Source organism: Streptomyces sp. NPDC005262 (assembly GCF_042872425.1).
GTDB lineage: Bacteria > Actinomycetota > Actinomycetes > Streptomycetales > Streptomycetaceae > Streptomyces.
Genome location: NZ_JBIAKK010000002.1, coordinates 852,900 through 879,636, shown reverse-complemented (window position 1 = coordinate 879,636; position 26,737 = coordinate 852,900). Strand labels below are relative to the sequence as shown.

Sequence of the window (26,737 nt, the reverse complement as noted above, 5' to 3'; positions counted from 1 at the left end):
CACAGGAGGCCGCCGGTGAGACGAGCTCGCCAGGGGGCGCCGCCCCGAGGAACGGGTGGCCGCGCCTTGACCAGCGTCGGAGCAGGTGTCGGCTTCGACGAGGTCCGGTCCGTCGACCGGACCGCCGACGGGACCGCCACCGACCCCGAGCCGGTGGCGGCGAAAGAGGAACACACCCGGTCGAAGCTCTGGCACATCACGCTCAGCGTCTCGGGTGCCGAGACACCCCTGAAGGAGGTCAGGCGCGGTCTCGAACAGCTCGCCAACGACCATCCCTTCCTGCTGACCAGCCGGTACGCCAACGACCACGCGGAGATCCGCTACTGGGAAGAGGCACGGGACCTGCACGACGCGGCGGCGGTCGCACTGCGGCTGTGGGGCGAGCACCGCTCCAGCGCCAAGCTGCCGCCCTGGGAGATCGTCGGCCTGGAGGTCATCGACCGGGAGACGTACCACCAGCGCATCGCCGAGGGATACGGACCGCCCCCGGCGGCCCCGGTCGGCGTGCACCCGTACTGACCGGTCGGCCCCGCTCGGGACGGCCGTCTCGCATCACGGGATACCTGCGGAATGCCCGCAGTGTGCGCACTACTCTGCGGGCATGACCACGCTTTCGCCGTACGACAACATGTCCCCGGTCGCCCAGGCCGCCTACCGGGCCCGCTCCGCCGCCGCCGACATCGCGCCACTCCCGCGCGCGGCGAAGGACGACGCGCTGCTGGCGATCGCGGACGCGCTGGAAGTGCGGACGGCCGAGATCGTCGCGGCCAACGCCGAGGACGTGGCCCGCGCCCGCGAGGCCGGGACCAGCGAATCGATCGTCGACCGGCTCACCCTCACTCCCGAGCGGATCCGGGCCATCGCCGCCGATGTGCGGGACGTCGCGGCGCTGCCCGACCCGGTCGGCGAAGTGGTGCGCGGCTCGACTCTGCCCAACGGCATCGACCTGCGCCAGGTGAGGGTGCCGCTCGGCGTGGTCGGGATCATCTACGAGGCCCGGCCCAATGTCACGGTGGACGCCGCTGCGCTCTGCCTGAAGTCCGGTAACGCCGTTCTGCTGCGCGGCTCGTCCTCCGCGTACGCCTCCAACACCGCACTCGTCCGGGTGCTGCGCGACGCCGTCGGCGGCTCCGGTCTGCCGGCCGACGCGGTGCAACTGGTGCCGGGCGAGAACCGCGACTCGGTACGCGAACTGATGCGGGCCCGCGGTCTCGTCGACGTACTGATCCCGCGCGGCGGCGCCTCCCTGATCCGTACGGTCGTCGAGGAGTCCACCGTTCCGGTCATCGAGACCGGTACCGGCAATTGCCATGTGTACGTGGACGCGCAGACCGACCTCGACATGGCCGTCGACATCCTCATCAACTCCAAGGCTCAGCGGCCGAGTGTCTGCAACTCCGCCGAGACCCTGCTGGTCCACAAGGACGTCGCCGCGGAGTTCCTGCCCCGGGCGCTGGAAGCGCTGGCCGACGCAGGGGTGACGGTGCACGGCGACGAGCGGGTGCTGGAGTACGCCGAGGGGTCCAAGGCCACCGTCGTGCCGGCGACGCGGGAGGACTGGGAGACCGAGTACCTCTCCTACGACATCGCGGCCGCCGTCGTCGAATCGCTGGACGCGGCCGTCGCCCACATCCGGCTCTGGTCCTCCGGACACACCGAGGCGATCGTCACCACGTCGCAGGCTGCCGCCCGCCGGTTCACTCAACTGGTGGATTCCACGACGGTCGCCGTGAACGCGTCCACCCGGTTCACCGACGGGGGGCAGTTCGGGTTCGGTGCGGAGATCGGCATCTCCACCCAGAAGCTGCACGCCAGGGGCCCGATGGGCCTGCCGGAGCTGACCTCGACGAAGTACATCGTGACCGGGGACGGTCACGTACGGTGATCTTCGATGCCCGGCGAGTTTGCAGTCTCCCTGCCCAAAACGACTCGCCGGGGCTACGCTGAAGCTGTGCCGGACGACGTGGGGGGCAGGCCGTTTCCGGACGGCTGGGAGCCCGACGACGACCGCGGGGGCGCGGACGAGGACTTCGCCTCCGTGGTGTTCGACGAGGACTTCGTCCGGGCTGCCAAGTTTCATGAAGCCACCGCGGTCGAGCGGCTGTTGGCGGCCGCCCAGGCGCGTGCCGAGGCCGAGGCCGCGCGGGCCCGCGCCGGCGGTGGCCCCCTGGACGACGAGCTGTACGACGACGGATACGGGTCAGGCGGCGCATACGGCCGCGGGAGCCCCTACGGCGACCCGCTGGACCACGACGGGCTCGACGACTACGAAAACGGCCCGTACGGGCGCCACGGCGGCTCCTTGCGCCCCTACCGGGGCGCCGCCCGGTGGCATCGCCCGGTGGCCTGGCTGCTCGCGCTGCTGATGGGCATCGGCATGGTCGCGCTGGCCTTCAGCGCCGTCTATCGGGGCGCCTCGGCCAACCGTCAGGACCAGATCCCACCACCCGCCACGACGGGTGTGGACAGCGCGCCAGGCTCCGGTGTCGGCCCGTCCGCTTCCGCCGACTATTTCCGCCCCACGGTGTCTGCGGTCCCACGCACTCCCTGATACGCGCAGTCCCCTGGCGTGTGAGAACTCGGACCAGTTCTCACACGCCAGAGCGTTTACGTTCGTGGCAATCGACCTACTCTGAAGGTGTGACCCCTCCCCCGGAGGGGGCTTCTCACTCGTCCGCACACGCGAACTCGTGACGGACGGGCCCTGCCCGAGGCCCTTTCGGCCGAAGCAGAGCGGAGCGTGTCGGCTTCGGCCGGTGACGTGGAGTCGGGAGAAGTCATGACAGGCCGTGGAGAACCGCCAGAAGGAGCACCCGAGGGGCTCCCCGGTGGTGGTGAGGACGAGTACCGGTCCGTCGTCTTCGACGAGTCGTTCGTCCGTGCTGCCCGGCTCCAGGAATTCTCCGCCCAGGAACGCATGGGCGAGCACGCCCGCGCCGTACGCAGCCTCCCGGCCCGGCACTTCCGCACCGGATCCCGGGCCGTCATCGCCCTGATCGTCCTGATAGCCATCGCCTTCGCCACGGCCGTCTACATGGGCCTCAGCAATCCCTACCAGCCACCCGCCGGCAGACGGGCCGAGCCGCTCCGGTCGACCGTCATACCCCTGGCGCCCCGCGGCGCCGTCCCCGGCGGCAAGGCCGCCGACCTCTTCGCCACGAGCCCCGCCGCCCACTTCCGGACAGGTGCCGCAGGCATCAACCTCCCGATGACCCGGCGGACCGAAAACTTCTCGGACGGCCAGGTGACGACCGCCCTGACCACGGTCAAGGACTACCTGGTGGCGTCCTCCCTCGACCCCGATGTCCTCACCGGCGGCTCGGTGCGGCCGGTGGGGCTGCTGCTGGACCCGGACCAGGCGAACCAGTTCGACCGGAGCATGACCCGATCGGCCGACGACGGGCAGCATGCCGCGGCCGGCTGGCTGGTGCGGTTCGACCCCGCGAAGGTGGCATTGGCCGACCCCGACATCCGGGTCCAGGGGACGCTGGCCTACTCCGAGGCGGGGTCCGACACCCTTGAGGTGGTGTCGGACCACACCTTCACGTACGCCCTGCGCCCGGCCGTCTCAGGTCCGCAAAAAGCGGGCAGCGTCTCGCTGTTCACCGTGCGGCGCGAGCTGCACTTCCGCTTCGACCGGGAGGACCTGCGGCTGCACCGGCTGGAGCTGCGGACCAGCTACGTCCAGGCCGGACCGCAGGCCTGCTCGACGGACACGACCGGCACCCTGCACCCGCTGCTCGCCGGCGAGCAGGCGGCCTACCGCGGGCCGGCGGGCACCGACCCGTACACGACGGGCCGGCCCACGGCGGCGCTCTGCGGGACGCTGGAGGTCAGCTCCCGGCCGGCCCGGGCCCCTGAGGGCTCTCCGGGTCCTCCGTCCCCGACTGCCGGGTCGCCCCGGAGTCGTCCGTAGCGCCACCCTTGCCTGCCGCACCACCGCCATGGCTGCCGCCGGTGAACTTGTCGCGGAGCTTGCCGCCCAGGTCCCCGGCGCCGCCGGCTATGTCGCCCACGAGCTTCATCAGCGGATCCTTGCTCGTGCGCACCGAGTCGGCGTAGTGCGAGGCGGACTCCCGGAACGAGTCCGTCACCGACGTGTCCTTGTCGTCCTCGCGCCGCGGGTAGTGGCCGTCCATGATCCGCTGGTAGTCGCGGCTCTCGGACCACTTCTTCAACTCGGCCGCGCGCACCGTGGTGAACGGGTGGGAGCGGGGCAGCACATTGAGGATCTTGAGTACGGAATCGCGCAGGTCGCCACCCTTCTCGTACTCGTCCGCCTGGGCGAGGAACGCGTCCACATTCATCTCGTGCAGATGATTGCCGCCGGCAATCTTCATCAGACCGCGCATGGATGCCTGCGAATCCTGGCCGACCAGCAGCCCCGCCCGGTCCGCGGACAGCTCCGACTTGCGGAACCACTCGCGCAGCGCCATCACAATGGTCATGATCGCCACATTGCCGAGCGGGATCCAGGCGACCTTCAGGGCGAGATTGGTGAGGAACAGCAGAATCGTGCGGTAGACGGCGTGACCGGAGAGGGCATGCCCCACCTCATGGCCGACGACCGCCCGCATCTCCTCCTCGTCGAGCAGCTCCACCAGCCCCGTCGTCACCACGATGATCGGCTCGTCGAGACCGATGCACATGGCATTCGGCTGCGGGTCCTGGTTCACATACATCGGCGGGACCTTCTCCAGGTCCAGGATGTAACAGGCGTCGCGCAGCATGTCGTTGAGATGGGCGAACTGGGCGTCACTCACCCGTACGGAGTCGGAGAGGAAGAGCAACCGCAGGCTGCGCTCGGGCAGCAGGCCGCTCAGTGCCTTGAACACCGTGTCGAAACCGCTCAGCTTGCGCAGGGCCACCAGAGCCGACCGGTCCGCCGGGTGTTCGTACGCCCGGGACGAGATGCCCGAGAAACGCCTGCGCTGCCTGCTCGGCACGTGCTCGTGACTCGCGTGGCTGTTGTCGGTCATGAACTGGGCCCCCTGTTCGTACGAGACGTCGCTCGCCCCCTGACAAGTCCCAGCGTAGGTGCTGGGGCTACGGTGTGCGGGGGGCTGTGGATAACTGAGGAGACGCCCAACATGCCGCACACCGTTGCTCTGCTCGCCGCCGTATCCGAGGACCAGGGACCGGGCAACACCCTTCGGATCGTGCTGCTCGCCGCGCTCATCGGCGCGGCGCTGCTCGCCTGGTTCCTGCTGCGCGGATACCGCAACGACGACAACAACGACTGAGTCGGCGTGAGCGTGCCCGGGGCCCCCGCATACGATGTCCGCGACGTCTTCCTTCCGACTCCCGATCGATAGGTCCTGCCGAAGATGAGCCTCACGAGCACCGCACACCAGCTGGTCACTCTCGCCTCCGAGGGTGGCGAGCACGGTGGTAACCACGAAAGCCTCAGCCCCTACCTCACCGGAGGCGGTGCGTTCGTCACGCTGCTGCTCCTGCTGTGGATCACCACCCGCTTCAACCGCGACCGCTGAGGCGGAGGCGTACAGCTGTGCCAGTAGGCTCTGCACGCATGGGAGAGCAGGAAGTGCCTACCGGCCGCGGCAAACGCCGACTCGGTGTGATGGGCGGGACGTTTGACCCGATTCATCATGGACACCTGGTGGCGGCCAGCGAAGTGGCCGCCCAGTTCCACCTCGACGAGGTGATCTTCGTTCCGACCGGGCAACCGTGGCAGAAGAGCCACAAGCAGGTTTCCCCGGCCGAGGACCGCTATCTGATGACGGTCATCGCGACGGCGTCGAATCCCCAGTTCTCGGTCAGCCGCAGTGACATCGACCGTGGCGGACCGACGTACACGATCGATACCCTGCGGGACCTGCGCGCGGTCCATGGCGACGCGGACCTCTTCTTCATCACCGGCGCCGACGCGCTCTCGCAGATTCTCACCTGGCGGGACGCCGAGGAGCTGTTCTCGCTGTCCCACTTCATCGGTGTGACACGGCCTGGGCACGTGCTCACGGACGACGGTCTGCCGGAGGGCGGTGTCTCCCTCGTGGAGGTCCCGGCGCTCGCGATCTCGTCCACGGACTGTCGTGCGAGAGTCGCGCAGGGGGAACCGGTCTGGTACCTGGTGCCGGACGGTGTGGTCCGCTACATCGACAAGCGGCAGCTGTACCGCGGCGAATGAGCCACGGAGAGGGGCACCGGTGAACGACCGACAGAACCCGTACGACCCGTACTACCAGCAGCCGCAGATCGTCGGCTACGACGAGTACGGGCAGCCGGTGTATCAGCAGCCTGGGCAGCAGCAGGAGCAACACCAGCAGCCGCAGCGGCAGTACGACCCGTATGCACAGCAGGGGCAGGGGCAGGGGCAGGGGCAGGGGCAGGGGCAGGGGCAGGGGCAGGGACAAGGGCAGCCGGGGTACGGATACGACCCGTACGCCCAGCACCAGCAGTCCCAGCAGTCCCAGCAGTCCCAGCAATCTCAGCAGTACGACCCGTACGCCTCCCAGCAGCCTCAGCAGCCTCAGCAGCAGGCTTACGGCTACGACGGATACGGCTATGACACCGGCCAGCAACCGGCTGCGGTCGACACCACTGCGCAGTGGAACATCCCGCAGCAGGCCTCCGCACCGACGGCTGCTCCGGCGCCCGCCCCGCAGCAGCGGGAGCGGGAGCCGGAGTTCGAGCCGGAGCCGGTCGTTCCCGAGCAGCGCCGCGCGGACCGTGACTACGGCACCGGGCAGTTCTCCTTCATCGAGGAGCCCGATGAGGACTCCGAAGACGTCATCGACTGGCTGAAGTTCACCGAGAGCCGCAGCGAGCGGCGCGAGGAGGCGCGCCGCCGCGGCCGCAACCGGATGGTCGCCCTGATCGTCGTGGTGGCCCTGGTCGTGGTCGGCGGTGTCGGCTACCTCTGGTCCGCGGGCAAGATCCCGGGCCTCGGCGGCTCGGAGAAGGAGAACACCGCGACGACGGGTCCGCAGAAGCGAGACGTCATCGTGGTCCATCTGCACAACACCAAGAAGGGCGGCACCTCCACGGCGCTGCTCGTCGACAACGTGACCACCAAGCAGGGGACCACGGTCCTGCTGCCCAACTCCCTCGCGGTCTCCGACGACGAGGGAAACACGACCACCCTCGGCAAGTCCGTCGACGACGACGGTTCCAACGGCACCCGCGAGTCCATCGACACGCTGCTCGGCACCGACATCAGCGGCACATGGCGGCTCGACACCCCGTACCTGGAGAACCTCGTCGACCTGGTCGGCAACATCGAGGTCGACACGGACACCGATGTGCCGGACACCAAGAAGGGCGCGTCGCCCTTGGTCAAGAAGGGTGAGGCGCAGACCCTGGGCGGCCGGATGGCCGTCGCGTACGCCACCTACCGGGGTCCCGGTGAGGCCGAGACGAAGCAGCTCATGCGGTTCGGGCAGGTCATGCGCGGAGTGCTGCGGAAGATCTCGGACGATCCGAAGGCCGCCACGGTCACCGTGCAGACGCTGGCGCAGATCCTGGACCCGTCGCTGCCCGAGAGGGACCTCGGCGCCTCCCTGGCGAAGCTCGCCGAGCACGCCAAGATCGGCGACTACAAGACAGCGCTGCTGCCGGTACAGCCCGACGGCACCCTCACCGACGCGGCCACCGAGAGCGTCGTCAAGGACATCCTGGGCGGCACGGTGAAGGCCCCGGATCAGGACGCGGCCGTGCGGGTCGGCGTCAAGAACGGCACCGGGAACGAGGACGGCACCGAGTCCGCCCGGATCAGGCTGGTCAACGGTGGATATGCCTTCGTCGGCGGGGGGAACACCGACACCGCGGTGTCGTCCGCGGTCGTCTACAAGGCGGCGGCCGACAAGGAGAAGGCGACCCAGGTCGCCAAGACCCTGGGTCTGCCGGCGAGCGCGGTGAAGCAGGGCAAGCCCGCTGCGAACGCCGATGTGTCCGTTGTCCTCGGCCAGGACTACAAGATCAAATAGTCGGGGCTCCGCGCCCTGAACGATCTTCGAGATGGATCTTCGAAAGATCGCTGTGTGGGCTGTCGGCGGTCCGTGAGACCCTAGAGGTTGATCTGACCGCCGACGAAAGCCTGCTTGTGACCGCCACGGACCGCTCCATCGAGCTCATCAACGCCGCCGCTCAGGCGGCCGCCGACCGGCTCGCGCACGACATCATTGCGTACGACGTCAGCGACGTGCTGTCGATCACGGACGCCTTCCTGCTGGCCTCGGCCCCCAACGACCGCCAGGTCAAGTCGATCGTCGACGAGATCGAGGAGCGGCTTCAGAAGGAGCTCGGCGCCAAGCCGGTGCGCCGCGAGGGCGACCGCGACGCCCGCTGGATCCTCCTCGACTACGTCGACATCGTGATCCACGTCCAGCACAGCGAGGAGCGTGTCTTCTACGCGCTCGAGCGCCTCTGGAAGGACTGCCCCGAGATCGCCCTCCCCGAGGACGCCGTCAAGACTCGCGGCAAGGCCGATGAGCACGCCCAGCTCACCGGCAGCACGGAAGGTGACCTGAGCTGAACGGCAGCAGTAGCGGCAGGGGCCGCAGGATCGTCCTCTGGCGACACGGTCAGACGGCGTGGAACCTGGAGCGCCGGTTCCAGGGGTCCACGGACATCGAGCTGACCGAGACCGGTATCGGGCAGGCCCATCGGGCCGCCCGGCTGCTCGCCTCGCTGAAGCCGGACGCGATCGTCGCCTCCGATCTGCGACGGGCGACGGCCACGGCCGCGGAGCTCGCCGCGATCACCGGGCTGGAGATCGCCCATGACGCGGGGCTGCGCGAGACCTACGCGGGCGCCTGGCAGGGTCTCACCCACGAGGAGATCGTCCGGCAGTACGGGGAGCAGTACGCCGCGTGGAAGCGCGGCGAGCCCGTGCGGCGCGGCGGCGGCGAGCTGGAGACCGAGGTCGCCGACCGGGCCGCCCCTGTCGTGCTCGATCACGCCGACAAGCTGCCCGACGGCGGCACGCTCGTCGTGGTCAGCCACGGCGGCACGATCCGCACGACCATCGGGCGGCTGCTCGGCTTGGAAGCGCACCATTGGGAAGGGCTCGGCGGACTCTCCAACTGCTGTTGGTCGGTGCTGGGCGAGGGGGCGCGCGGCTGGCGCCTGCTGGAGCACAACGCCGGCACGCTGCCAGAGCCCGTGCTCGGAGACGACGCCTAGCACGCCTTTTCAGGGCGCGCCGGCCGGTGGTCGGAGGCCGCCTCCGGGCGGCGTCGGCCGGATTTCACTTTCTGGCTGGTCACAGGCTAAAGTTCTTCTTGTTCGCAGCGCGGAAACGCAGGGAAACACGGCGAACAGCGGGGCTATAGCTCAGTTGGTAGAGCGCCTGCATGGCATGCAGGAGGTCAGGAGTTCAATTCTCCTTAGCTCCACAATCAGGATCCCGTCCCCAGCAGGGGGCGGGATCTTTGCGTTCCCGGCTCACCCCTGGCGGCGTCGGCGCGGAGCCGCCGCCTCCCCCGCTCTTCTCTCCGCCGGGGTGTACGCCCACGATCCGGCACTCCGGCGGTCGTGACGGACAGTGACACGGACTGATCGCCGATGCCGGGTTCGGCGCGGTCCGCCAGGACACCGCCGGTCCCACCTTGCCCGGCTCGCGGTCTTCACCGCCGTCTCGCTCGCCTGCGGACTGGCTGTGAACGCCGGGCAGTTGATCGCTTTCCGGCTGTTTCAGGGCGTGGCTGCGGCGGTGATGACTCCCAAAAGGTCCTGGTTCCGGGCGGGTTCGTCCCGGTGGCCGTCGCTTCAGCGGCTGTGGGGCTCGTGATGCGCGATGGCGAGGAGCCGGAATCGGGCCGTATGCGCCCTTGGTGCTCATGGGCGCTGGGCGGCAGTCCCACCCTCACGGGAGAGCCGGCCGCCGTGCGGCCGGAGGGCGCCGCCGACGTGAGCGGTGTGCTGGTGCCGTGACCCGATTCGGGCGGTTGATCGGGGTCGCGACCTTCGTCACCCCCCTTCCTCAACGGTCTTGATACGTCAGGGGCGCACGGGTCCGCGGACGCGCGGTGGGTGGGCGCCCTCGCGCTCCTGGTGGCCGCGATCGCGGGTGTGTCGGCGGGTCCCGTACGGCGTCGGTGGCCGGTCGATTCTCCGCAGGGCTGACCCCCTTGCGGGGCCATGGCAGAATCGGACCGCCGGAGGGGGAGACGGACCGAACGGGAGGGAGCGCGCGATGCCTGCGAGCCGCCACGAGGTCGCGGACCTGCTCCTTGTTCCCGAAGTTTCCCGAGTGTCCGAAGCCTTCGAGGCCTCCGAGTTCCCCGAAGGCGGCGTCGGCTGACTCATGGGTGCACACAGGCGGAAGTGCGACTGGTGCGGCAGCGGTACGCCCATCGTCCGGGACATGGACCCGATCAACCTCGAGTACCAGTACTGGTGCGAGGAGTGTGCGCGGGCGCTGATCATAAAAGGCGACCCGATCGAGACATATCGGGAACTGGAGGGGGAGCCGATCTACGGTCGGCTCCTGGAGGAGCACTGCACCCTCAAGCGCTTCTACTCCTTCGCCACTGCCTGAGCGCCACGCCGGTGAGCCTCTCGAATCGGGTCATATCGGCACCAAGGGGAATCGATTTGGTGGTGGGCCGGGGGGACCGTGTAATGTTCTCGATGTCGCCAGGGAGACCGGGCGGAAAACAGCACGGGGCTATAGCTCAGTTGGTAGAGCGCCTGCATGGCATGCAGGAGGTCAGGAGTTCAATTCTCCTTAGCTCCACAGTGAAGCAACAGGAAGCGGGTCATCCGAATCGGATGACCCGCTTCCTGTCTGTGCGGGGCTTGTTCGTGCAGGTCAACTACGGCCGCTGCCAAGAGCCTTGCGGGCGGTTCCCGGCGGCAGCGCGGGACGTTCCGCCGGTGCCTGCTCGACTCGGAGTGCCAGCGCGGGGCACCGGCGCACAGCGCGCTGCGCACGCCCCCGCAGGTGTACCGGAACGGCGGCGTCCGCGAGCGCGGGGTAACCGTCGGGGCCCAGCCTGATCAGCTCCGGGATGATGTCCGCGCAGAGCCCGTGGCCCTTGCAGAGCGTCCAGTCCACCGCCAGCTTCTCGCCGCTCGGAATGGACTCCTCCAGGTCCTGGTAGCCGGGCGCGGGCAGGGGCAGAACCCCGACCGTCTCCCGGCCGCAGCCGCCGTCCAGGACGTGCGCGGCCAGATCGTCCGTGAACGCGGACAGAGTCGAGGCCAGGAAGCGGGCCGAGCCGTCCGGATGTTTGCAGGCTCCCCGGCCCTTCACCGCCTGCGTCACCTCGCGCAGCGCCTCCAGGGCCGCAGGACCGCCGCCGTTCAGCAGGTCGGACAGTCCGCCGGCCGCGGCAGGCAGCCCCAGTTTGCAGGGGCCGCACTGGCCCGCGGTCTCGGCGGCCAGCCAGTTCGCGATCCGCAGCGACTCACCGAGCGGGCAGGTCTCGGGCCCGATCGGCAAAATCGCGCCCGCGCCCAGCGCACCGCCTGCCGCCGCCAGGGAAGCCCGGGAAACGACGGCGTCGTGCGTGGCCATCGCGTCGATCCAGTTGCCGTGGTAGCCGCCGGTCAGTACGCCCTGGGGCAGCGGCGGCGCGCCGGCGAGCTGGAGCACGTACCGCAGGGGCACACCGGTGGGCACCTCGATGACCATCGGGCGCGAGACGGCACCGGAGAGGGTGAGCAGCACCGTGCCGGGCTCGTCGGGCAGCCCGGTGTGCCCGTAGCGGCGGGCGCCGATCCGGGCCGCGACGGCGAGCTGCGCGTATGTCTCGGCGTTCGACAGCAGGGTCGGGGCCCCGCCGACGCCCGACTCGGCCGCGCGCTCGCGACGGCCCGGCGGCAGCGCGGGGCCACCGCCCGCCGCCCTGATGACCGCGGAGGCCTCGCCGGAGACCATCCGCTCAGGGGTGCGCACGACCCGGGCGCGCAGCTGCTGTCCGCGCCGGTCGGACAGGCCACGCTCGGCGAGAGCGTCGCGTATGGAGATCTCCGTGGAGTTACGGGTGACCGCGACGATCAGCGTGCGGGCGCCGAGCGCCTCCGCCGCCAGCAGGGCGCCGTCCAGGATCAGGTGCGGTGCGCGGTTCAGCAGGACGGTGTCCTTGCGACAGGCCGGCTCGCCCTCGCTGCCGTTGATCACGACGACGGGCCGCACCCCGCGCCGGATGGATGCCTTGGCGACGGCCCGCAGCTTCTTCCCGAAGGGGAAGCCCGCACCGCCACGGCCACGCAGCGAGATGGTTTCAGCCAGTTCGGCCAGGCGCTCTCCGGTCATCGGTTCGAGCGGTCCGTGCACCTTCAGGTGCATGGCGAGGTCGAGCCGCTCCACCAGGTCGAACCCGGTGGTCAGCTGAGGTAGGCCGACGACACGGACTTCGGGTACGTCGGGGAGGGGGATGTTCACGGTCGGTCTCCTGCGGGTGCCTGCCAGGGTTCTCCGGCAGGGGGCGGATAGAGCGGCCCCGGCAGCGGTGCGGTCTCGTCGACGGCGGGCAGCGGGCCGGTCGGCACGTCGGTTCCGTACGGGTCGTACGGGTGCTCCTGAGCGGGCTCGTACGGGGGACGGAACGTCTCGGTCTGCGCCTGGACCGGTGGTGCGGGTGAGGGGGCGGGCCAACGGCCGGCCGGTTGCTGGGGGCCGGGCCCGGGGACCGGGACCGCGTTCTCGGCGGCCCGCGAGACAGCGCGGTAGGCGGCGGAGATTCCCGGGTCAGGGCCTGTACGAGTGGGTCCTGCACCCCCGGCGGGTCCGGTGTCGGGGCTCGTGGCCAGACGGTCGGAGTACCGGGGCGGAGCCTCGTACGAAGTGTCGTACGGGGCCTCGTACAGCGGTGGGGCGGGTGCGGAGAGAGGCGCGCGCGGGCGGTCGAAGGACGACGGCAGCGGGGTGCCTCGCAGCTCCCGCCCGAGCTCGTCCCTGCCGAGCCCGCCGTAGGCGCGTTCCCGGCCCAGATTCTCCCGCCCCAGCTCCTCCCGCCCGAGCGGAGGTACGCGCTCCGCGCCGGGCAGCGGGGCTTCGCGGAGCGCCGGATCCGGGTCGGGGAGGAGGGCGTCCGGCTTGATCAGAGCGGCGATCAGTCCGGTGATCCGGCGTTTGGTCGGCGGCGGCAGCAGCCGCAGGCACAGGGCGGCGGCCACAGCGACCAGACAGAGGCTGTACATCACGATGACCCAGGTCGCGGGCGGCCTGCCCGCGTACAGACCGTGGATCAGCGCCGCACACCAGGCCGGATAGGACAGTGCGTGCAGCGCGCGCCAGCGGCCCGCTATGCGGCCCGGGGTGGCGAAGGCGCTGCGCAGCGCGCCGGTCGCGGCGGCGACGACCATCAGCAGCCCGGCCAGCGAGCCGAAGCCGATCAGCCCTGCGGTGCCACGCATACCGAGGCCGAAGGGTACGAGCGCGCCGAGCAGCGCCACATGCCCGAGCGCGACCTTCACGGTCACATGCAGGAGCAGGAAGCCGAGCGAGGCGGCGGCGGCGGCCCGGTGGATGCCCTGACCGAGCAGACGCTGCCGTGAGGACAGGAACAGCCGGTCGGTGGCGATCAGGCCCCAGGCCACCGCGGCGGTGAGCGAGACCAGTGACAGGACACCGGTGGTGAAATCGAGTGTGGCGCGCAAGTCGTCGCTCCCTGCGACGGCGAGCAGAGGGATGAGAACCAGCGCGGCGACGGTGAGCCCGCCCTGTGCTGTGCGGTTCGGTCCGGCGCTCAAGGTGGGGGATGAGCGGATCTTGCGATGAGGGTTCATTGGGGCGACTCCGAATTGTTCGGCAAAGCGGTCCCGTTGCGGCATGCTAAGTCGCTCCATACCGGCCAGTACGGGGTTTGAGCGGTTGCCCCAGTAGAGGGCGGTACGCGGAGTAACCCCCGCTTCCCGGACGTTCCGGCACTGCGTCGCCGAGGCCCTGCAGGCGTCTTACCGAGGATTCGCCACCGCTTTCCGGGGCTCCCGCCGGGGGCTTCCCGATCCTTTCCGGAGGCTTTCCTGCGGCCCCGCCGTCCGTAGTTGTCCACGGAGCGGAAGTGTCCGGCTGCGCTCCGGGCCTGTGCGGTACCCTGACGCCATGCGTGCCGTACGCCTTCTGCTTAGCGAGCCGCGCTGATCAGTCCTGACCGGTGTGAATGCCTGGTTGGAATCGGCGCGGCGTCCCCTCCTGTGCGAGGGGCTTTTTCGTTTCCGTAAGCGCTGGCAGATGACGATCGATGGAGCTTTGAGGATCATGAGCGAGACGAATTCCGCAGCCGAGGCGGCTGCGCCGCACCGCTATACGGCGGCAATGGCTGCCGACATCGAGGCACGCTGGCAGGACTTCTGGGACGCCCACGGCACGTACGAGGCGCCGAACCCGGCCGGTGATCTGGCGGACAATCCGGAACTGGCCGCCAAGCCGAAGAAATTCATCATGGACATGTTCCCGTACCCCTCCGGTGCGGGCCTGCACGTCGGTCACCCGCTGGGCTACATCGCCACCGATGTCTTCGCCCGTCACCAGCGCATGACCGGGCACAACGTGCTGCACACCCTGGGCTTCGACGCCTTCGGCCTGCCGGCGGAGCAGTACGCCGTGCAGACGGGTACGCACCCGCGCGCCTCCACAGAGGCCAACATGGAGAACATGAAGTCCCAGCTGCGCCGGCTGGGCCTGGGTCACGACAAGCGCCGCTCGTTCGCGACGATCGAGGCGGACTACTACAAGTGGACCCAGTGGATCTTCCTGCAGATCTTCAACTCCTGGTACGACACCGAGGCGGACCGGGCCCGGCCGATCGCAGACCTGGTCGCGCAGTTCGAGAACGGTGAGCGCACGACCCCGGACGGCCGTGACTGGAGCGCCCTGAGCGCCGTCGAGCGCGCCGAGGTCCTGGGTCAGTACCGCCTGGCGTACGCCTCCGACGCGCCCGTCAACTGGTCGCCGGGGCTGGGCACCGTACTGGCCAACGAAGAGGTGACGGCCGACGGTCGTTCCGAGCGCGGCAACTTCCCCGTCTTCAAGGCCAAGCTGCGCCAGTGGAACATGCGCATCACGGCCTACGCCGACCGGCTGCTGAACGATCTGGACGGGCTGGACTGGCCCGAGGCGATCAAGCTGCAGCAGCGCAACTGGATCGGGCGTTCCGAAGGCGCGCGTGTCGACTTCCCGGTCGACGGCGCGGGGGACATCACCGTCTTCACCACCCGCCAGGACACCCTGTTCGGCGCCACCTACATGGTGCTGGCGCCCGAGCACGACCTGGTGGAGCGGATCATTCCGGCCGCCTGGCCCGAGGGCACCCACCCGGTGTGGACCGGCGGACACGCGTCCCCGGCCGAGGCCGTCACCGCCTACCGCAAGCAGGCCGCCGCCAAGTCCGACGTGGAACGGCAGGCCGAGGCCAAGGACAAGACCGGCGTCTTCACCGGTGCGTACGCGACCAACCCGGTCAGCGGCGAAAAGGTGCCCGTCTTCATCGCCGACTACGTCCTGATGGGCTACGGCACCGGCGCGATCATGGCCGTCCCGGCGCACGACGCGCGCGACTTCGCGTTCGCGCGCGCCTTCGAGCTGCCGATGCGCTGTGTCGTCGAGCCGTCGGACGACCGTGGCACGGACCCCTCCACCTGGGACGACGCATTCGCCTCGTACGAGGCGAAGCTGGTCAACTCCGCGAGCGACGAGATCTCGCTGGACGGCCTGGGTGTCGTCGACGCCAAGGCGAAGATCACCGCATGGCTGCAGGCGAAGGGCCTGGGCGAGGGAACCGTCAACTTCCGGCTGCGTGACTGGCTGTTCAGCCGTCAGCGCTACTGGGGCGAGCCCTTCCCGATCGTGTACGACGAGGACGGCATCGCCCACTCGCTGCCCGAGTCGATGCTGCCGCTGGAACTGCCGGAGGTCGACGACTACTCGCCGCGCACCTTCGATCCGGACGACGCCGACACCCAGCCCGAGACCCCGCTGTCGCGGAACGCCGACTGGGTCAACGTCACGCTGGACCTGGGTGACGGCCCGAAGAAGTACCGCCGCGAGACCAACACCATGCCCAACTGGGCAGGTTCCTGCTGGTACGAGCTGCGCTACCTGGACCCGAACAACGACCAGCAGCTGGTCGACCCGGCGATCGAGCAGTACTGGATGGGTCCGCGCGAGGGCCTGCCGACCGGTGGCGTCGACCTGTACGTGGGCGGCGCCGAGCACGCCGTACTGCACCTGCTGTACGCACGGTTCTGGTCCAAGGTCCTGCACGACCTGGGGTACATCTCCTCGGCCGAGCCGTTCCACAAGCTGTACAACCAGGGCATGATCCAGGCTTTCGTCTACCGGGACAGCCGCGGCATCGCGGTTCCGGCGGCCGACGTAGAGGAGCGCGACGGCGCGTTCTACCACCAGGGCGAGAAGGTCAGCCGCGTCCTGGGCAAGATGGGCAAATCCCTGAAGAACGCGGTCACGCCCGACGAGATCTGCTCCGAATACGGGGCGGACACGCTGCGTCTGTACGAGATGGCGATGGGTCCCCTGGACGTGTCGCGGCCGTGGGACACCCGCGCGGTCGTGGGTCAGTACCGGCTGCTGCAGCGGCTGTGGCGCAACGTCGTCGACGAGGAGACCGGCGAGGTCACCGTCGTGGACACCGAGCCCGGCGAGGACACGCTGCGCGCGCTGCACAAGGCCATCGACGGCGTCGGCCAGGACATGGCCGGAATGCGCTTCAACACCGCCATCGCCAAGGTCACCGAGCTGAACAACCACCTGACCAAGGTGGGTGGCCCGCTGTCGCGGTCCGTCGCCGAGCGCCTGGTGCTGCTGGTCGCGCCGCTGGCGCCGCACATCGCCGAGGAGCTGTGGCGCCGGCTGGGCCACACCGATTCGGTAGTGCACCAGGACTTCCCCGTCGCCGACCCGGCGTACGTCGTGGACGAGACCGTGACCTGCGTGGTGCAGGTCAAGGGCAAGGTCAAGGCACGGCTGGAGATCTCCCCGTCGATCACGGACGAGGAGCTGGAGGCGCTGGCCCTGGCCGACCCGGCAGTGGTCGCGGCGCTGGACGGGGCCGGGATCCGCAAGGTGATCGTGCGGGCGCCGAAGCTGGTCAACATCGTCCCTGCGTGACGGCAGCCCTTGGCGACGGTGTGAGGGCTTTCCCTTACGGGCAGGTTGGGGGTTCCGAAGGAACCCTCGGCCTGCCCGTTCCGTTTACGGTGGAGGGGCCGGTAGTCGGCAGCCGAATCGACATCCAAGGGGCGTCATGGAAGCCGTGATCCTGATTTTGGGGCTGCTCTTCGTCGCGTTCATGGCCCTGGGCGTCTATGTGAGCGTCAAGGTCGTCGGTGCGGCGAAGCGTGGCGTGGACCGCACGATCACGCAGGCGCGCCGCACGGTCGAGGAGACCACGCTGCGGGCGAAGAGCTACGGCCAGGTGGGAGTGGCCGGAGAGCTGGCACAGCTCCGGCTCTCGCTGCGGACGTCGATGCGGGCCACCCAGGAGGCGTTGCAGGCGGGCGTCGCCGAGGACGCCTCGCTGTCGGAGTCGCTGGGACTGTTCCAGCGACTCAGCGTGCACGGGCGGGAGCTCGACGACGAGCTGAAGAGGCTGGAGCGCGAGCCCGACCGGGCGACGGTCGCGTCGCTGCTGCCGGGCCTGAAGCAGCGCACGGAGCGGATCACGCACTCGGCGGAGTCGCTGCGGTGGGCCGCGCGCGACCGGGCGCGCCAGTTCGCGGACGACGATCTTGCGGCGTTGAACACGCAGATCGATGTGGAGGCGGGGGCGCTGCGGCACTGGACGGTGGAGGAGCCATCGGCGGGTGCGGGTGCTGGCGGTGCGAGTGGGCGTGGGGGCGACCGGGCGCGAGGTGCGCAGGCTGCCGGCGAGGACGGCCCTGAGGCGCTCACGACGCGGGACCCCAGGGCGCAGACCGGTTACCCCTGGCAGAAGACCGTGCGGCCCGAGACGACCAATTGAGCAGGACGGGCGGGCCGAAGGCCCGGGCTCGAACCGATGTGATCGGTCGTGGCAGGATGCGGCCCGAAGCGATCGGAAGTGATCACCCGGTCGGGGTCGGACTGCCGAGACGGCGCCCCGGCAGGTAACCTCCCGCTCATGTCCCGCCATGTCGCGATCGTCACCGATTCCACGGCCTACCTGCCGCCCCAGGCGATGGAGCGGCATGGCATCACCGCAGTGCCGCTGACCGTTGTCCTCGGCGATCAGGCACTGGAGGAGGGCACCGAGATCTCGGCCCGCTCCCTTGCGCTGGCGCTCCAGAAGCGGCGCCCCGTGACGACGTCCCGGCCCAGTCCCGAGGTCTTCGCCGCCGCGTACCGGGCTGCGGCCGAAGCCGGCGCCGCCGGCATCGTCTCGCTGCACCTCTCGGCCGAAATCTCGGGCACGTACGACGCCGCGCTGCTCGCCGCGAAGGACGCTCCGGTGCCGGTACGGGTGGTCGACACCGGCATGGTCGCCATGGCCCTGGGGTTCTGCGCCCTGGCCGCGGCCGAGGCGGCGGAGGGGGGCGGCAGCCTGGACGAGGCGGTCGTGGCCGCCGAGAAGCGGGCCGCGGGCACATCCGCCTACTTCTACGTCGACACGCTGGACTACCTGCGCCGCGGGGGACGCATCGGCGCGGCCCAGGCCCTGCTGGGGTCGGCCCTCGCGGTGAAGCCCCTGCTCCAGTTGGCCGGTGGCCGGATCGAGCTGCTGGAGAAGGTGCGGACGGCCTCGAAGGCGATCGCGCGGCTGGAGGAGATCGTCGCCGAGCGGGCGGGTACCGGCCGGGTGGACATCGCCGTGCACCACTTGGCGGCGTCCGAGCGGGCCGAGCGGCTGGCCGAGAGGTTGCGTGTGCGTGTTCCGGGGCTCGTCGATCTGCATGTCAGTGAGGTCGGCGCGGTGATCGGCGCGCACACCGGTCCCGGTCTGCTCGGAGCAGTGGTTTCGCCTCGCTGACCTCCCTCGTGAGGGTGAGGGAGTTATCCACAACTGGTTGGTTTTCCACCGGAATTAGGCATGCTCGGCAGGTTCGGGCGAATGTGCCTAGCGTCGTGAGGCATGGCTCCCCGATCAGATCGTGCACATCGAGCACACCGTGCAACCAGTGGAAGTGGACCCGGCCGCGCTGCGGCGTCGGACGTGCGCGCCCGGCACGGGTCCGGTGCGGGCCCCGGCTCCGGACACGGTCCCGGGTCCGGCCCCGGACCTGGGCGACGGCGGTTGTCGCGTGGGCGTGCCGCCGAGGTCGCGGCGGCTTCGCGGCATCGCGCGGACGCACTCATGACCGGTGCCTACGGGGGACGCGTCGCCCGGCCGGGGGTGGGCCTTGCGCCGCCCCCGGTACCGCAGCCGGCTCCCGCAGAGGGGGACGCGCAGGCGGTGACGACGGCTCCGGCCACGCCAGGGCGGTGGGAGCGGCTGCTGCCGGCGGCGCGGGAGCGGCTCCCGATGTGGTTGCAGCTCAGGTGCGGTCTGGAGCCGAGAACCCTCGCCGCGCTCGCCGTCGTCCTGGTCGCTGCTGCGGTCTTCGCCGTCGCCCACTTCTGGTCCGCACGCCCGCAGTCCGTCCGCGCCCCCGATCCGGTCAGCGAGGGCGCGCATGCCCCGGAATCGGACCCGCGCATGGATCCGGGCGCGGATCTGGCCCGCACCCCTGATCCGTCACCCGGACCGCCTCCCGCCGGAGGACCGGGCGGACGGATCGTCGTCGATGTGAGCGGCAAGGTGCGCCGGCCGGGCATCTACCGCTTACCGTCCGGTGCGCGGGTCGCCGACGCGCTGCGGGCGGCGGGCGGAGTCCGGACCGGCGTGGATCTCACCGGGCTCAACCGGGCACGGGTGCTCATGGACGGGGAGCAGGTCGTGGTGGGAGCGCCACCCGGACCGCAGGCCTTCGGCGCCGCAGGAGGGGCTGCCGCGGGAGGGGCTGCCGCGGGCGCCGGTGCCGGCCCCACGACCGGGCCGGTCAGCCTCAACAGCGCGACGGTGGAACAGCTGGACACCCTGCCCGGGGTCGGCCCCGTTCTCGCCCAGCACATCGTCGACTACCGCACGCAGCACGGCGGTTTCCGGTCCGTCGGCGAACTCCGTGAGGTCAACGGGATCGGTGACCGCCGGTTCGCCGACCTTCAACCGCTGGTGCGGCCATGAGCCGCATGGAGGACCCGCGACCGGAAGACCGTCCGGACCTCCACCCGCACACCCATCAGGACGTCCATACGGTGTCGGGCCGGCGGCTGGGTGTCTCCGACCCGCAGCAGGAGGGCCCGGTCGACCTGCGGCTCGTCCCGCCCGCACTGGCGACCTGGGCAGCCGCGGCCCTCGCCGTGGGGGCGCCGGGGCGCTGGACGGCCGTGGGGACAGCGGTCTGTCTCGTCGCATGCCTGGCGCTCCTGAGTGTGGCACGGGCATCGGCGGCCCGGGCCGCGAGCGCCCGGCCGGCCGGCGAGGGGGACGCTCGCGACCGCCGACGGAGCGCCGTACGGAGGCGGCGGCTGCATGCCACCGCGGCCGCCGCCGTTCTGCTGTGCGCGGCGGCGGGGGCGACGGCCGCCGGGCTGCACAGCGCGTACCTGCGGCAGCAGCCGGTTCACGGTCTCGCGCAGCGCTTCGCGAAGGTCGAGGCGGAGGTGACCGTCACGTCCGACGCACGGCAGACCCGGACCCAGGTCCGCGGTGACCACAGCACCCCGGTCGCCCTTCTTCTGGACGCCGAGATCACCCGGCTGACGGCGCCCGCCGGTGCCGTCACCCGGCTCCGTGTCCCGGTGCTGGTGATCGTGACCCCCGACCGTTCGGCGGCGCAGTGGCAGCGGCTGTTGCCCTCCACGCGGCTGCGTCTGAGCGGCCACCTCTCGCCGCCTCTGTACAGCGGGGAGCACAACGCCGCCGTGCTGCGACCGGACGGCAACGGCCCGCCACGCGTCATCGGGCCTCCTACCTCCCTCCAGCGCGCGGCGGGTGGTCTGCGCGCCGGGCTGCGCACGGCGACCGAGGGGCTGGAGCCCGATGCACGTGCGCTGTTGCCGGGGCTGGTCGTCGGTGACACCTCACGGGTCACCCCCGAACTGCACGATGCGTTCCAGGCAGCGGACCTCACGCACCTGATGGCCGTCTCCGGCGCCAATCTGGCGATTCTGCTGGTGCTGCTCATCGGGCCGCCCGGCACCGCGCTCAGGGTCGAACGCCGTGGTCTGGCACCTCGGTTGGGTCTGTCGCTGCGGATGACCGCGCTGCTCGGCGGGGGACTCACTCTCGCCTTCGTCCTGGTCTGCCGACCGGAGCCGAGTGTGCTGCGGGCCGCGGCCTGCGGCCTGATCACGCTGCTGGCCATCGGCACGGGGCGCCGCCGATCGCTGATTCCCGCACTGGCGGCCGCCGTTCTGCTCCTCGTGCTGTACGACCCGTGGCTGGCCCGTAGTTATGGTTTCGTGCTCTCCGTCCTGGCCACCGGCGCACTGCTCACCGTCGCGCCGTCATGGAGTGCCGCGCTGCGGCGGCGCCGGGTGCCGCCCCGGCTCGCGGAGGCGCTGGGTGCCGCTGCCGCGGCGCAGGCGGTGTGCGCGCCGGTCGTCGTGGTGCTCGCCTCGCGGGTCAGTCTGGTGGCGATTCCGTGCAATCTGCTGGCCGAGTTCGCGGTGGCGCCGGCCACCGTCCTCGGGTTCGCCGCGCTCGCCCTGGCGCCGGTGGCCATGCCGGTGGCTCAGTTGCTCGCCGGGATCGCGGGGTGGCCGGCCGGGTGGATCGCCTCCGTGGCCCGCACCGGAGCGGATCTCCCCGGGGCGGAGGTCGACTGGCCCGACGGCCGGCAGGGAGCGTTGCTGCTCGCCGTCCTCACGGCGCTCGCGGTGCTGTCCGCCCGCCGCATCGCGCGCCACCCCTGGGTGTGTTCCGCCGCGGCGCTGCTGCTGGTCCTGGCGGTGCTGCGACCGGTGCCGCTGACCCGGGTGCTGACGGGGTGGCCACCGCCGGACTGGGTGTTCGCGATGTGCGACGTGGGCCAGGGGGACGCCATGGTGCTGGCGGCGGGAGCCGGCGAAGGCGTGGTCATCGACACCGGCCCTGATCCGCGGCTCGCCGACCGATGCCTGCACGACCTGGGCGTCACCCGGGTGCCACTGCTGCTGCTCACGCACTTCCACGCGGATCATGTCCGGGGCCTGCCTGGCGTGTTGCGGGGCAGAGCGGTGGGCGCGATCCAGACGACGAGTCTGGACGAACCACCGGACCAGGCCGCGTTCGTACGCGGAACGGCCGCCGCCGCACGGGTCCCTCTGATACGGGCGGCCCCGGGAGAGCGGCGCCGCATCGGTCCGCTCGACTGGCGGGTCCTGTGGCCCGTCGGCGGTGTCACAGCGGTCCCCGTGCCGGAGGAGCCCAACGACGCGAGTGTCACGCTGTTCGTCCGGACCGGCGGGCTGACCCTGTTGCTCCTGGGAGATCTCGAACCACCGGCCCAGCAAGGGTTGTTGCGTCAGTACCCGGCGCTGCCGCGGGTGGACGTCCTCAAGGTCGCCCATCACGGTTCCGCCCACCAGGACCCCGCGTTGCTGCGCAGTGTCCACCCGCGACTCGCGTTGGTGAGCGTGGGCAAGGACAACCCGTACGGGCACCCGGCGGCCCGTACCGTCGAGGCGCTCAGGGCCGGGGGAGCCGCGGTGCTGCGGACGGACCTGGACGGCGCGATCGCGGTGACGGGTTCCGGGCCGGGGCTGCGGGCGATCGGACGCTCATGACCCCGGTCCGGCTGCCGACCGCACTCGCGTCGGACCAGCCACTTGCCGTCCGTCACCAGCTCGCGCCCGGTCAGCTCGTTGTCCTCCCGCCATCCCTTGACGGTGTACGGCGTGCAGCGGAGGTACACCCAGGGTGTGCGGCCACGAGGGTCCCAGTCGAGTTTCGTCGCGAAGGCGTCGCCCGATTCCGCGGAGAGTTCCGCGCCCTCCACGACCTCGGCGGTCGCGTCGATGAGCACCACATCGCGCGTGTGGCCCAGGCTGATCCTGGCCTGTCCGGTCGGAGTCACATTGTGCGCGGTCGGGTCGGTGCGCCGAGTGGCCATCAGGAGCATGCCCCGGTGCCACACGAACGACGGCGGCACCAGCGTCGGCACGCCGTCCGCCGAAGCGGTTGTCACCCAGGCGTCGTCGTCCTTCTCCAAGCGGTTCAGCACATGCTGCTTGCGCTGTTCCCGGCTGCGTGCGGGCTCCGCATTCGTCATGCTCCGTACGCCAAGGGCTGTCCCGTAATGCCTGGTGGATCAGCACGTGGCGTCGGATGCGGTGCATCGCAAGGCGGAGGGGGCGTCATCGCGCCGGCGTACTCGGGCGTTCCGACAACGCGGCGAGTTGCCGTAGCTGTCGTCGTGCGCCCGCCAGGGATTACGGGACAGCCGTTGGTCAGTGCGCGCAACCGCGCACCTCGGGCGGCGGTCCTAGGACCACCGGATCATGGCGCAGGGGCGGCGCACCGGGACAGACTGTGGCCATGGACCCGCAATCGCCGCAGACCGCCGACGCCTATCTGGACCGCATCGGCGCCGTCCGTCCCACTCGCCCCGACGCGACTGCCCTGCGCGATCTGCAGGTCCGGCACCTCGCGACCGTGCCCTTCGAGAACCTGTCGATCCATCTCGGCGAAGACATCGTGCTGGAGGAGAAGGCGCTCCTGGACAAGGTGGTGGGCGCCCGGCGGGGCGGCTTCTGCTACGAACTGGGCGGCGCCTTCGCTGCCTTGCTGCGGGCCCTCGGTTTCGGCGTCACTCTGCTCCAGGGCCGCGTCTACGGGGACGGCGGACAACTCGGAATTCCGTACGACCATCTCGCGCTGCGCGTCGAGACCGACGACGGCACCGGACCCTGGCTCACCGATGTCGGCTTCGGTGACCACGCCCATTTTCCGCTCGTGTTCGACGACCGTACGGAACAGGAGGACCCGCGGGGTTCGTACCGGATCCGGGAGACACCCGACGCCACCGACGGTGCCGGGGCCGGCGATCTCGATGTGCTGCGTGACGGGGTGCCCCAGTACCGCCTCGATCCGCGGCCGCGGGCTCTCGCGGACTTCCGGGCCGGCGCCTGGTACCACCGCACCTCGCCCGATTCGCACTTCACCCGGTCACTGGTCTGCTCCCGGCTCACCGGCATGGGCAGGATCACCCTCAGCGGCCGCACCCTCATCACGACGGTGGGTGGCGAGCGACATGAAGTTCCGCTGGCCACCGACGCCGAAGTGCTCGCCGCCTACCGTGAGCACTTCGGGCTGCGGCTCGACCGGCTGCCCACAGTCCGCGAGGCGGGCATTCAAGGGCCGAACGGTTGACGCACACAAGCGGAACGTTCAATTCGGACCTTCGGTAACACCTCCCCCCAAGCCCTGTCCAGACCCTCCGTTTGCCTCGAACGCCTCAAGGGTGATCGAATGCATGCTCGTCGGCGGGCCGCTGCTCCGACAACGATGTCCAGCCGTCAGGCCCCATGGTGAATCTCCCCCGGGGGTACTGAAGATGCTCGGCCGTTGGCTGGGAAGCAAGAAGGCGACACACGCGGCGGGCGGCAGCCCGCTCGCCGGACTCGCGGTGCCACACACAGCGGGAGTGCTGAGCTGCCGTGTGCTCGATCCGGTCAACGTGGCTGTGCAGCAGGCCGAGTTCGTGGTCACGGACAGCGCGGGCCGCAAGGTCGTCGGCGGCGAGACGGACCCCTACGGGAACGTCCTCGCCACCGTCCCGGCGGGCGAGTACCGGCTGGCCGTCACGGCGGAGGGCTTTACTCCGTTCCATGGTTCGGCCACCGTCGGCGAGAGCGGCCACGCGAGCCTCGGCGACGTGATGCTCCAGGTCTCCGCGCCCCCGCAGCTGCCCGCCCCAGGTGACTGGGAGATCGAGCCGAACCACACGCAGATCGGGTTCACCGCCCGCCACATCGGGCTGGCCCGGATCCACGGCCGGTTCAACACGTTCGCCGGTGCGGTACGGATCGCCGACCGCATGGAGGACTCCGCCATGCACGTCGTCATCGATGCCGCATCGATCGACACGAACGTGCAGATGCGCGACGACCATCTGCGCTCCAGCGACTTCCTCGACGTCGGCCGCTACCCGACGCTCGAGTTCTACAGCGACCGCTTCGTCCATCGGGGCGGCAGCCGGTGGGGCGTCAGCGGCGCGCTGACCCTGCACGGCGTCAGCCGTACGGTGACGCTGGACACCCAGTACCTCGGCCTGGGCAACGGCCTCGAGGGCGAGACCCGGGCGGCGTGCCGGGCCACCACAGAGCTGCACCGTGAGGACTTCACGCTGACCTGGCAGACCATGCTGGCCCGAGGTATCGCCGTCGTCGGGCCCAGCATCGCCATCGACATGGACATCCAGATCGTCCCCAAGAGCTGAGCCCGGGGCGGCCTGCGGCCGGTGCGCCGCCGCTGAGGCACCTCACGAGTTGGGCGCCCGGCTCGCGTTCCCACTCCGTGAGGTCCTCTAAGGCGCCTCCAGCCATCCCTCGTACTCCGCCGCGAATGCGTCGAGCACCGCGGAGTCCAGCCGGCCGGCCGGGTCCTCGACGACCACCAGCCACTGGGCGTCCTCGGCGTCGTCCTCGCCGGCCAGTGCGTCGCGTACGAGCTGGGGTTCCTCGGCGACACCGAAACGGTCGGCGAGTTCTCCGGCCACCTCCTCCGCCGTATCGCGGTCGGGCAGCACCAGCACATGTCTCACATCGCTCACCTGCCCATTCTCCGGTACGGCGACGGGTGCGGGGACGGCGGTCGAGCGGTGCTGTCAGTGGGGCGTGGGATGCTGGACGGCGATGGCCACCAGAAGGAATTCCACCGACGATCCGCTCGCCCCTCTCACGCTCGCCGTGGGCCAGGAGGACCTCCTCCTCGACCGTGCGGTGCAGCAGGTGGTGGCGGCGGCCCGTGCGTCCGACGCCGACACGGACGTCCGCGACCTCACCTCCGACCAGCTCCAGCCGGGCACTCTTGCCGAGCTGACGAGCCCTTCGCTCTTCGCCGAGCGCAAGGTGGTGATCGTGCGCAATGCGCAGGATCTCTCCGCCGACACGGTGAAGGACGTCAAGGCGTACCTCGGTGCGCCGGTCGAGGAGATCACGCTCGTGCTGCTCCATGCGGGCGGTGCCAAGGGCAAGGCGCTGCTGGACGCGGCGCGCAAGGCGGGTGCGCGGGAGGTCGCCTGCCCGAAGACGACCAAGCCCGCTGAGCGGCTTTCGTTCGTACGGTCGGAGTTCCGGGCGCTGGGGCGTTCCGCCAGCCCCGAGGCCTGCCAGGCGCTCGTCGACTCCATCGGCAGTGATCTGCGGGAGCTGGCGAGTGCGGTGTCGCAGCTGGTCGCGGATGTCGAGGGCACGATCGACGAGGCGGTGGTCGGGCGCTATTACACCGGTCGCGCGGAGGCGTCCAGCTTCACCGTTGCCGACCGGGCGGTGGAGGGGCGGGCGGCGGAGGCGCTGGAGGCGTTGCGCTGGTCGCTGTCGACCGGGGTGGCCCCCGTGCTGATCACCAGTGCGCTCGCGCAGGGCGTACGGGCCATCGGCAAGCTGTCCTCGGCACGCGGGGGGCGTCCCGCGGATCTTGCGCGTGAGCTGGGTATGCCGCCGTGGAAGATCGACCGGGTGCGGCAGCAGATGCGGGGGTGGACGCCGGACGGGGTGGCGCTGGCGCTGCGGGCGGTCGCGGATGCGGACGCGGGGGTGAAGGGTGGCGGGGACGACCCCGAGTACGCCCTCGAGAAGGCCGTCGTCGCTGTTGCACGGGCGGCGCGGAACGGCCGGTGACCGTGGGACGGCGAGGTGGGTGCCGGT

Annotated in this window: 23 protein-coding genes, 2 tRNA genes and 1 pseudogene; 21 read left to right on the top strand and 5 right to left on the bottom strand. The window is 70.6% G+C overall.

Annotated features, from left to right (window positions below):
• Positions 1-15 precede the first annotated feature (15 nt).
• The 4 genes from ACFYP5_RS09195 (at position 16) to ACFYP5_RS09180 (ending at position 3,916) form a co-directional block, all read left to right on the top strand.
• Positions 16-519 carry a hypothetical protein gene (locus tag ACFYP5_RS09195; RefSeq protein ID WP_389032537.1) on the top strand — a complete coding sequence of 168 codons (504 nt, stop codon included), beginning with the start codon at positions 16-18 and terminating at the stop codon, positions 517-519.
• Between the two features lie 82 nt (positions 520-601).
• A complete protein-coding gene (locus ACFYP5_RS09190; protein WP_389032534.1) occupies positions 602-1,885 on the top strand; it encodes a glutamate-5-semialdehyde dehydrogenase in 1,284 nt (427 codons plus the stop codon).
• Positions 1,886-1,951: 66 nt separating this feature from the next.
• Positions 1,952-2,551 (top strand): hypothetical protein, encoded by a 600-nt coding sequence (locus tag ACFYP5_RS09185; protein ID WP_389032531.1) that lies wholly within the window; start codon positions 1,952-1,954, stop codon positions 2,549-2,551.
• 228 nt (positions 2,552-2,779) lie between these two features.
• Positions 2,780-3,916, top strand: a complete 1,137-nt coding sequence (locus tag ACFYP5_RS09180; RefSeq protein WP_389032528.1) for a hypothetical protein — start codon at positions 2,780-2,782, stop codon at positions 3,914-3,916.
• Here the strand turns inward: ACFYP5_RS09180 and ACFYP5_RS09175 are convergent.
• A complete protein-coding gene (locus ACFYP5_RS09175) occupies positions 3,834-4,979 on the bottom strand; it encodes a M48 family metallopeptidase (RefSeq protein WP_389032526.1) in 1,146 nt (381 codons plus the stop codon). The two genes, ACFYP5_RS09180 and ACFYP5_RS09175, sit on opposite strands and share 83 nt — an antisense overlap.
• Before the next feature lie 111 nt (positions 4,980-5,090).
• Between ACFYP5_RS09175 and ACFYP5_RS09170 the strand changes: the two genes are divergently transcribed.
• From ACFYP5_RS09170 to ACFYP5_RS09130, 9 genes are all read left to right on the top strand, one after another.
• On the top strand, positions 5,091-5,243 hold the full coding sequence (locus tag ACFYP5_RS09170) for a hypothetical protein (protein WP_389032524.1): 153 nt from the start codon (positions 5,091-5,093) through the stop codon (positions 5,241-5,243).
• 84 nt (positions 5,244-5,327) lie between these two features.
• On the top strand, positions 5,328-5,492 hold the full coding sequence (locus ACFYP5_RS09165; protein WP_030921167.1) for a hypothetical protein: 165 nt from the start codon (positions 5,328-5,330) through the stop codon (positions 5,490-5,492).
• Positions 5,493-5,530: 38 nt separating this feature from the next.
• Entirely contained in the window at positions 5,531-6,148 is a 618-nt protein-coding gene (gene nadD, locus ACFYP5_RS09160; RefSeq protein ID WP_267005228.1) for a nicotinate-nucleotide adenylyltransferase, read from the top strand.
• A 19-nt stretch (positions 6,149-6,167) separates the two neighbouring features.
• A complete protein-coding gene (locus tag ACFYP5_RS09155) occupies positions 6,168-7,946 on the top strand; it encodes an LCP family protein (protein WP_389032521.1) in 1,779 nt (592 codons plus the stop codon).
• Positions 7,947-8,062: 116 nt separating this feature from the next.
• On the top strand, positions 8,063-8,494 hold the full coding sequence (gene rsfS / locus ACFYP5_RS09150) for a ribosome silencing factor (RefSeq protein ID WP_389032519.1): 432 nt from the start codon (positions 8,063-8,065) through the stop codon (positions 8,492-8,494).
• The gene (locus ACFYP5_RS09145) at positions 8,491-9,144 is read left to right on the top strand and encodes a histidine phosphatase family protein (protein WP_389033001.1); all 654 of its coding nucleotides are present in this window, start codon (positions 8,491-8,493) and stop codon (positions 9,142-9,144) included. Before rsfS ends, ACFYP5_RS09145 begins: the two co-directional genes overlap by 4 nt.
• Before the next feature lie 139 nt (positions 9,145-9,283).
• Positions 9,284-9,356, top strand: a tRNA-Ala gene (locus tag ACFYP5_RS09140).
• A gap of 911 nt (positions 9,357-10,267) precedes the next feature.
• Positions 10,268-10,501 carry a hypothetical protein gene (locus ACFYP5_RS09135; RefSeq protein ID WP_030921150.1) on the top strand — a complete coding sequence of 78 codons (234 nt, stop codon included), beginning with the start codon at positions 10,268-10,270 and terminating at the stop codon, positions 10,499-10,501.
• Positions 10,502-10,626: 125 nt separating this feature from the next.
• A tRNA-Ala gene (locus ACFYP5_RS09130) sits at positions 10,627-10,699 on the top strand.
• Positions 10,700-10,774: 75 nt separating this feature from the next.
• On the opposite strand, the gene ACFYP5_RS09125 is transcribed toward ACFYP5_RS09130, so the two are convergent.
• On the bottom strand, positions 10,775-12,352 hold the full coding sequence (locus ACFYP5_RS09125; RefSeq protein ID WP_389032515.1) for an NADH-ubiquinone oxidoreductase-F iron-sulfur binding region domain-containing protein: 1,578 nt from the start codon (positions 12,350-12,352) through the stop codon (positions 10,775-10,777).
• On the bottom strand, positions 12,349-13,698 hold the full coding sequence (locus ACFYP5_RS09120) for a hypothetical protein (protein ID WP_389032513.1): 1,350 nt from the start codon (positions 13,696-13,698) through the stop codon (positions 12,349-12,351). The genes ACFYP5_RS09125 and ACFYP5_RS09120 overlap by 4 nt, the downstream gene beginning before the upstream one ends.
• Before the next feature lie 472 nt (positions 13,699-14,170).
• Here ACFYP5_RS09120 and leuS point away from each other — a divergent pair, with 472 nt between their 5' ends.
• The 5 genes from leuS to ACFYP5_RS09095 all read left to right on the top strand — a co-directional run bounded on the left by leuS (position 14,171) and on the right by ACFYP5_RS09095 (position 22,654).
• Positions 14,171-17,038 (top strand): leucine--tRNA ligase, encoded by a 2,868-nt coding sequence (gene leuS / locus ACFYP5_RS09115; protein ID WP_389032510.1) that lies wholly within the window; start codon positions 14,171-14,173, stop codon positions 17,036-17,038.
• Positions 17,039-17,174: 136 nt separating this feature from the next.
• Positions 17,175-17,891: a hypothetical protein gene (locus tag ACFYP5_RS09110; protein ID WP_389032507.1), complete on the top strand. Its 717-nt coding sequence runs from the start codon at positions 17,175-17,177 to the stop codon at positions 17,889-17,891.
• Between the two features lie 138 nt (positions 17,892-18,029).
• Positions 18,030-18,875, top strand: a complete 846-nt coding sequence (locus tag ACFYP5_RS09105; RefSeq protein ID WP_389032504.1) for a DegV family protein — start codon at positions 18,030-18,032, stop codon at positions 18,873-18,875.
• A gap of 324 nt (positions 18,876-19,199) precedes the next feature.
• Positions 19,200-20,069, top strand: a complete 870-nt coding sequence (locus tag ACFYP5_RS09100) for a helix-hairpin-helix domain-containing protein (protein WP_389032502.1) — start codon at positions 19,200-19,202, stop codon at positions 20,067-20,069.
• Positions 20,070-20,074: 5 nt separating this feature from the next.
• A complete protein-coding gene (locus ACFYP5_RS09095) occupies positions 20,075-22,654 on the top strand; it encodes a ComEC/Rec2 family competence protein (protein WP_389032998.1) in 2,580 nt (859 codons plus the stop codon).
• A gap of 32 nt (positions 22,655-22,686) precedes the next feature.
• On the opposite strand, the pseudogene ACFYP5_RS09090 reads toward ACFYP5_RS09095, so the two are convergent.
• A pseudogene (locus ACFYP5_RS09090) lies at positions 22,687-23,139 on the bottom strand (pyridoxamine 5'-phosphate oxidase); the annotation flags it as partial.
• Positions 23,140-23,405: 266 nt separating this feature from the next.
• On the opposite strand from ACFYP5_RS09090, the gene ACFYP5_RS09085 reads away from it, so the two are divergent.
• Together ACFYP5_RS09085 and ACFYP5_RS09080 are read left to right on the top strand one after the other, a co-directional pair.
• Entirely contained in the window at positions 23,406-24,239 is an 834-nt protein-coding gene (locus tag ACFYP5_RS09085) for an arylamine N-acetyltransferase (RefSeq protein ID WP_389032499.1), read from the top strand.
• Positions 24,240-24,423: 184 nt separating this feature from the next.
• Positions 24,424-25,308 carry a YceI family protein gene (locus ACFYP5_RS09080; RefSeq protein WP_389032496.1) on the top strand — a complete coding sequence of 295 codons (885 nt, stop codon included), beginning with the start codon at positions 24,424-24,426 and terminating at the stop codon, positions 25,306-25,308.
• A gap of 87 nt (positions 25,309-25,395) precedes the next feature.
• Here ACFYP5_RS09080 and ACFYP5_RS09075 read toward each other — a convergent pair whose 3' ends face one another.
• Complete coding sequence (locus ACFYP5_RS09075) at positions 25,396-25,641, bottom strand: hypothetical protein (protein ID WP_030970176.1); 246 nt, start codon at positions 25,639-25,641, stop codon at positions 25,396-25,398.
• A gap of 82 nt (positions 25,642-25,723) precedes the next feature.
• Between ACFYP5_RS09075 and holA the strand changes: the two genes are divergently transcribed.
• Entirely contained in the window at positions 25,724-26,710 is a 987-nt protein-coding gene (gene holA, locus ACFYP5_RS09070) for a DNA polymerase III subunit delta (RefSeq protein ID WP_389032493.1), read from the top strand.
• Positions 26,711-26,737: the final 27 nt, after the last annotated feature.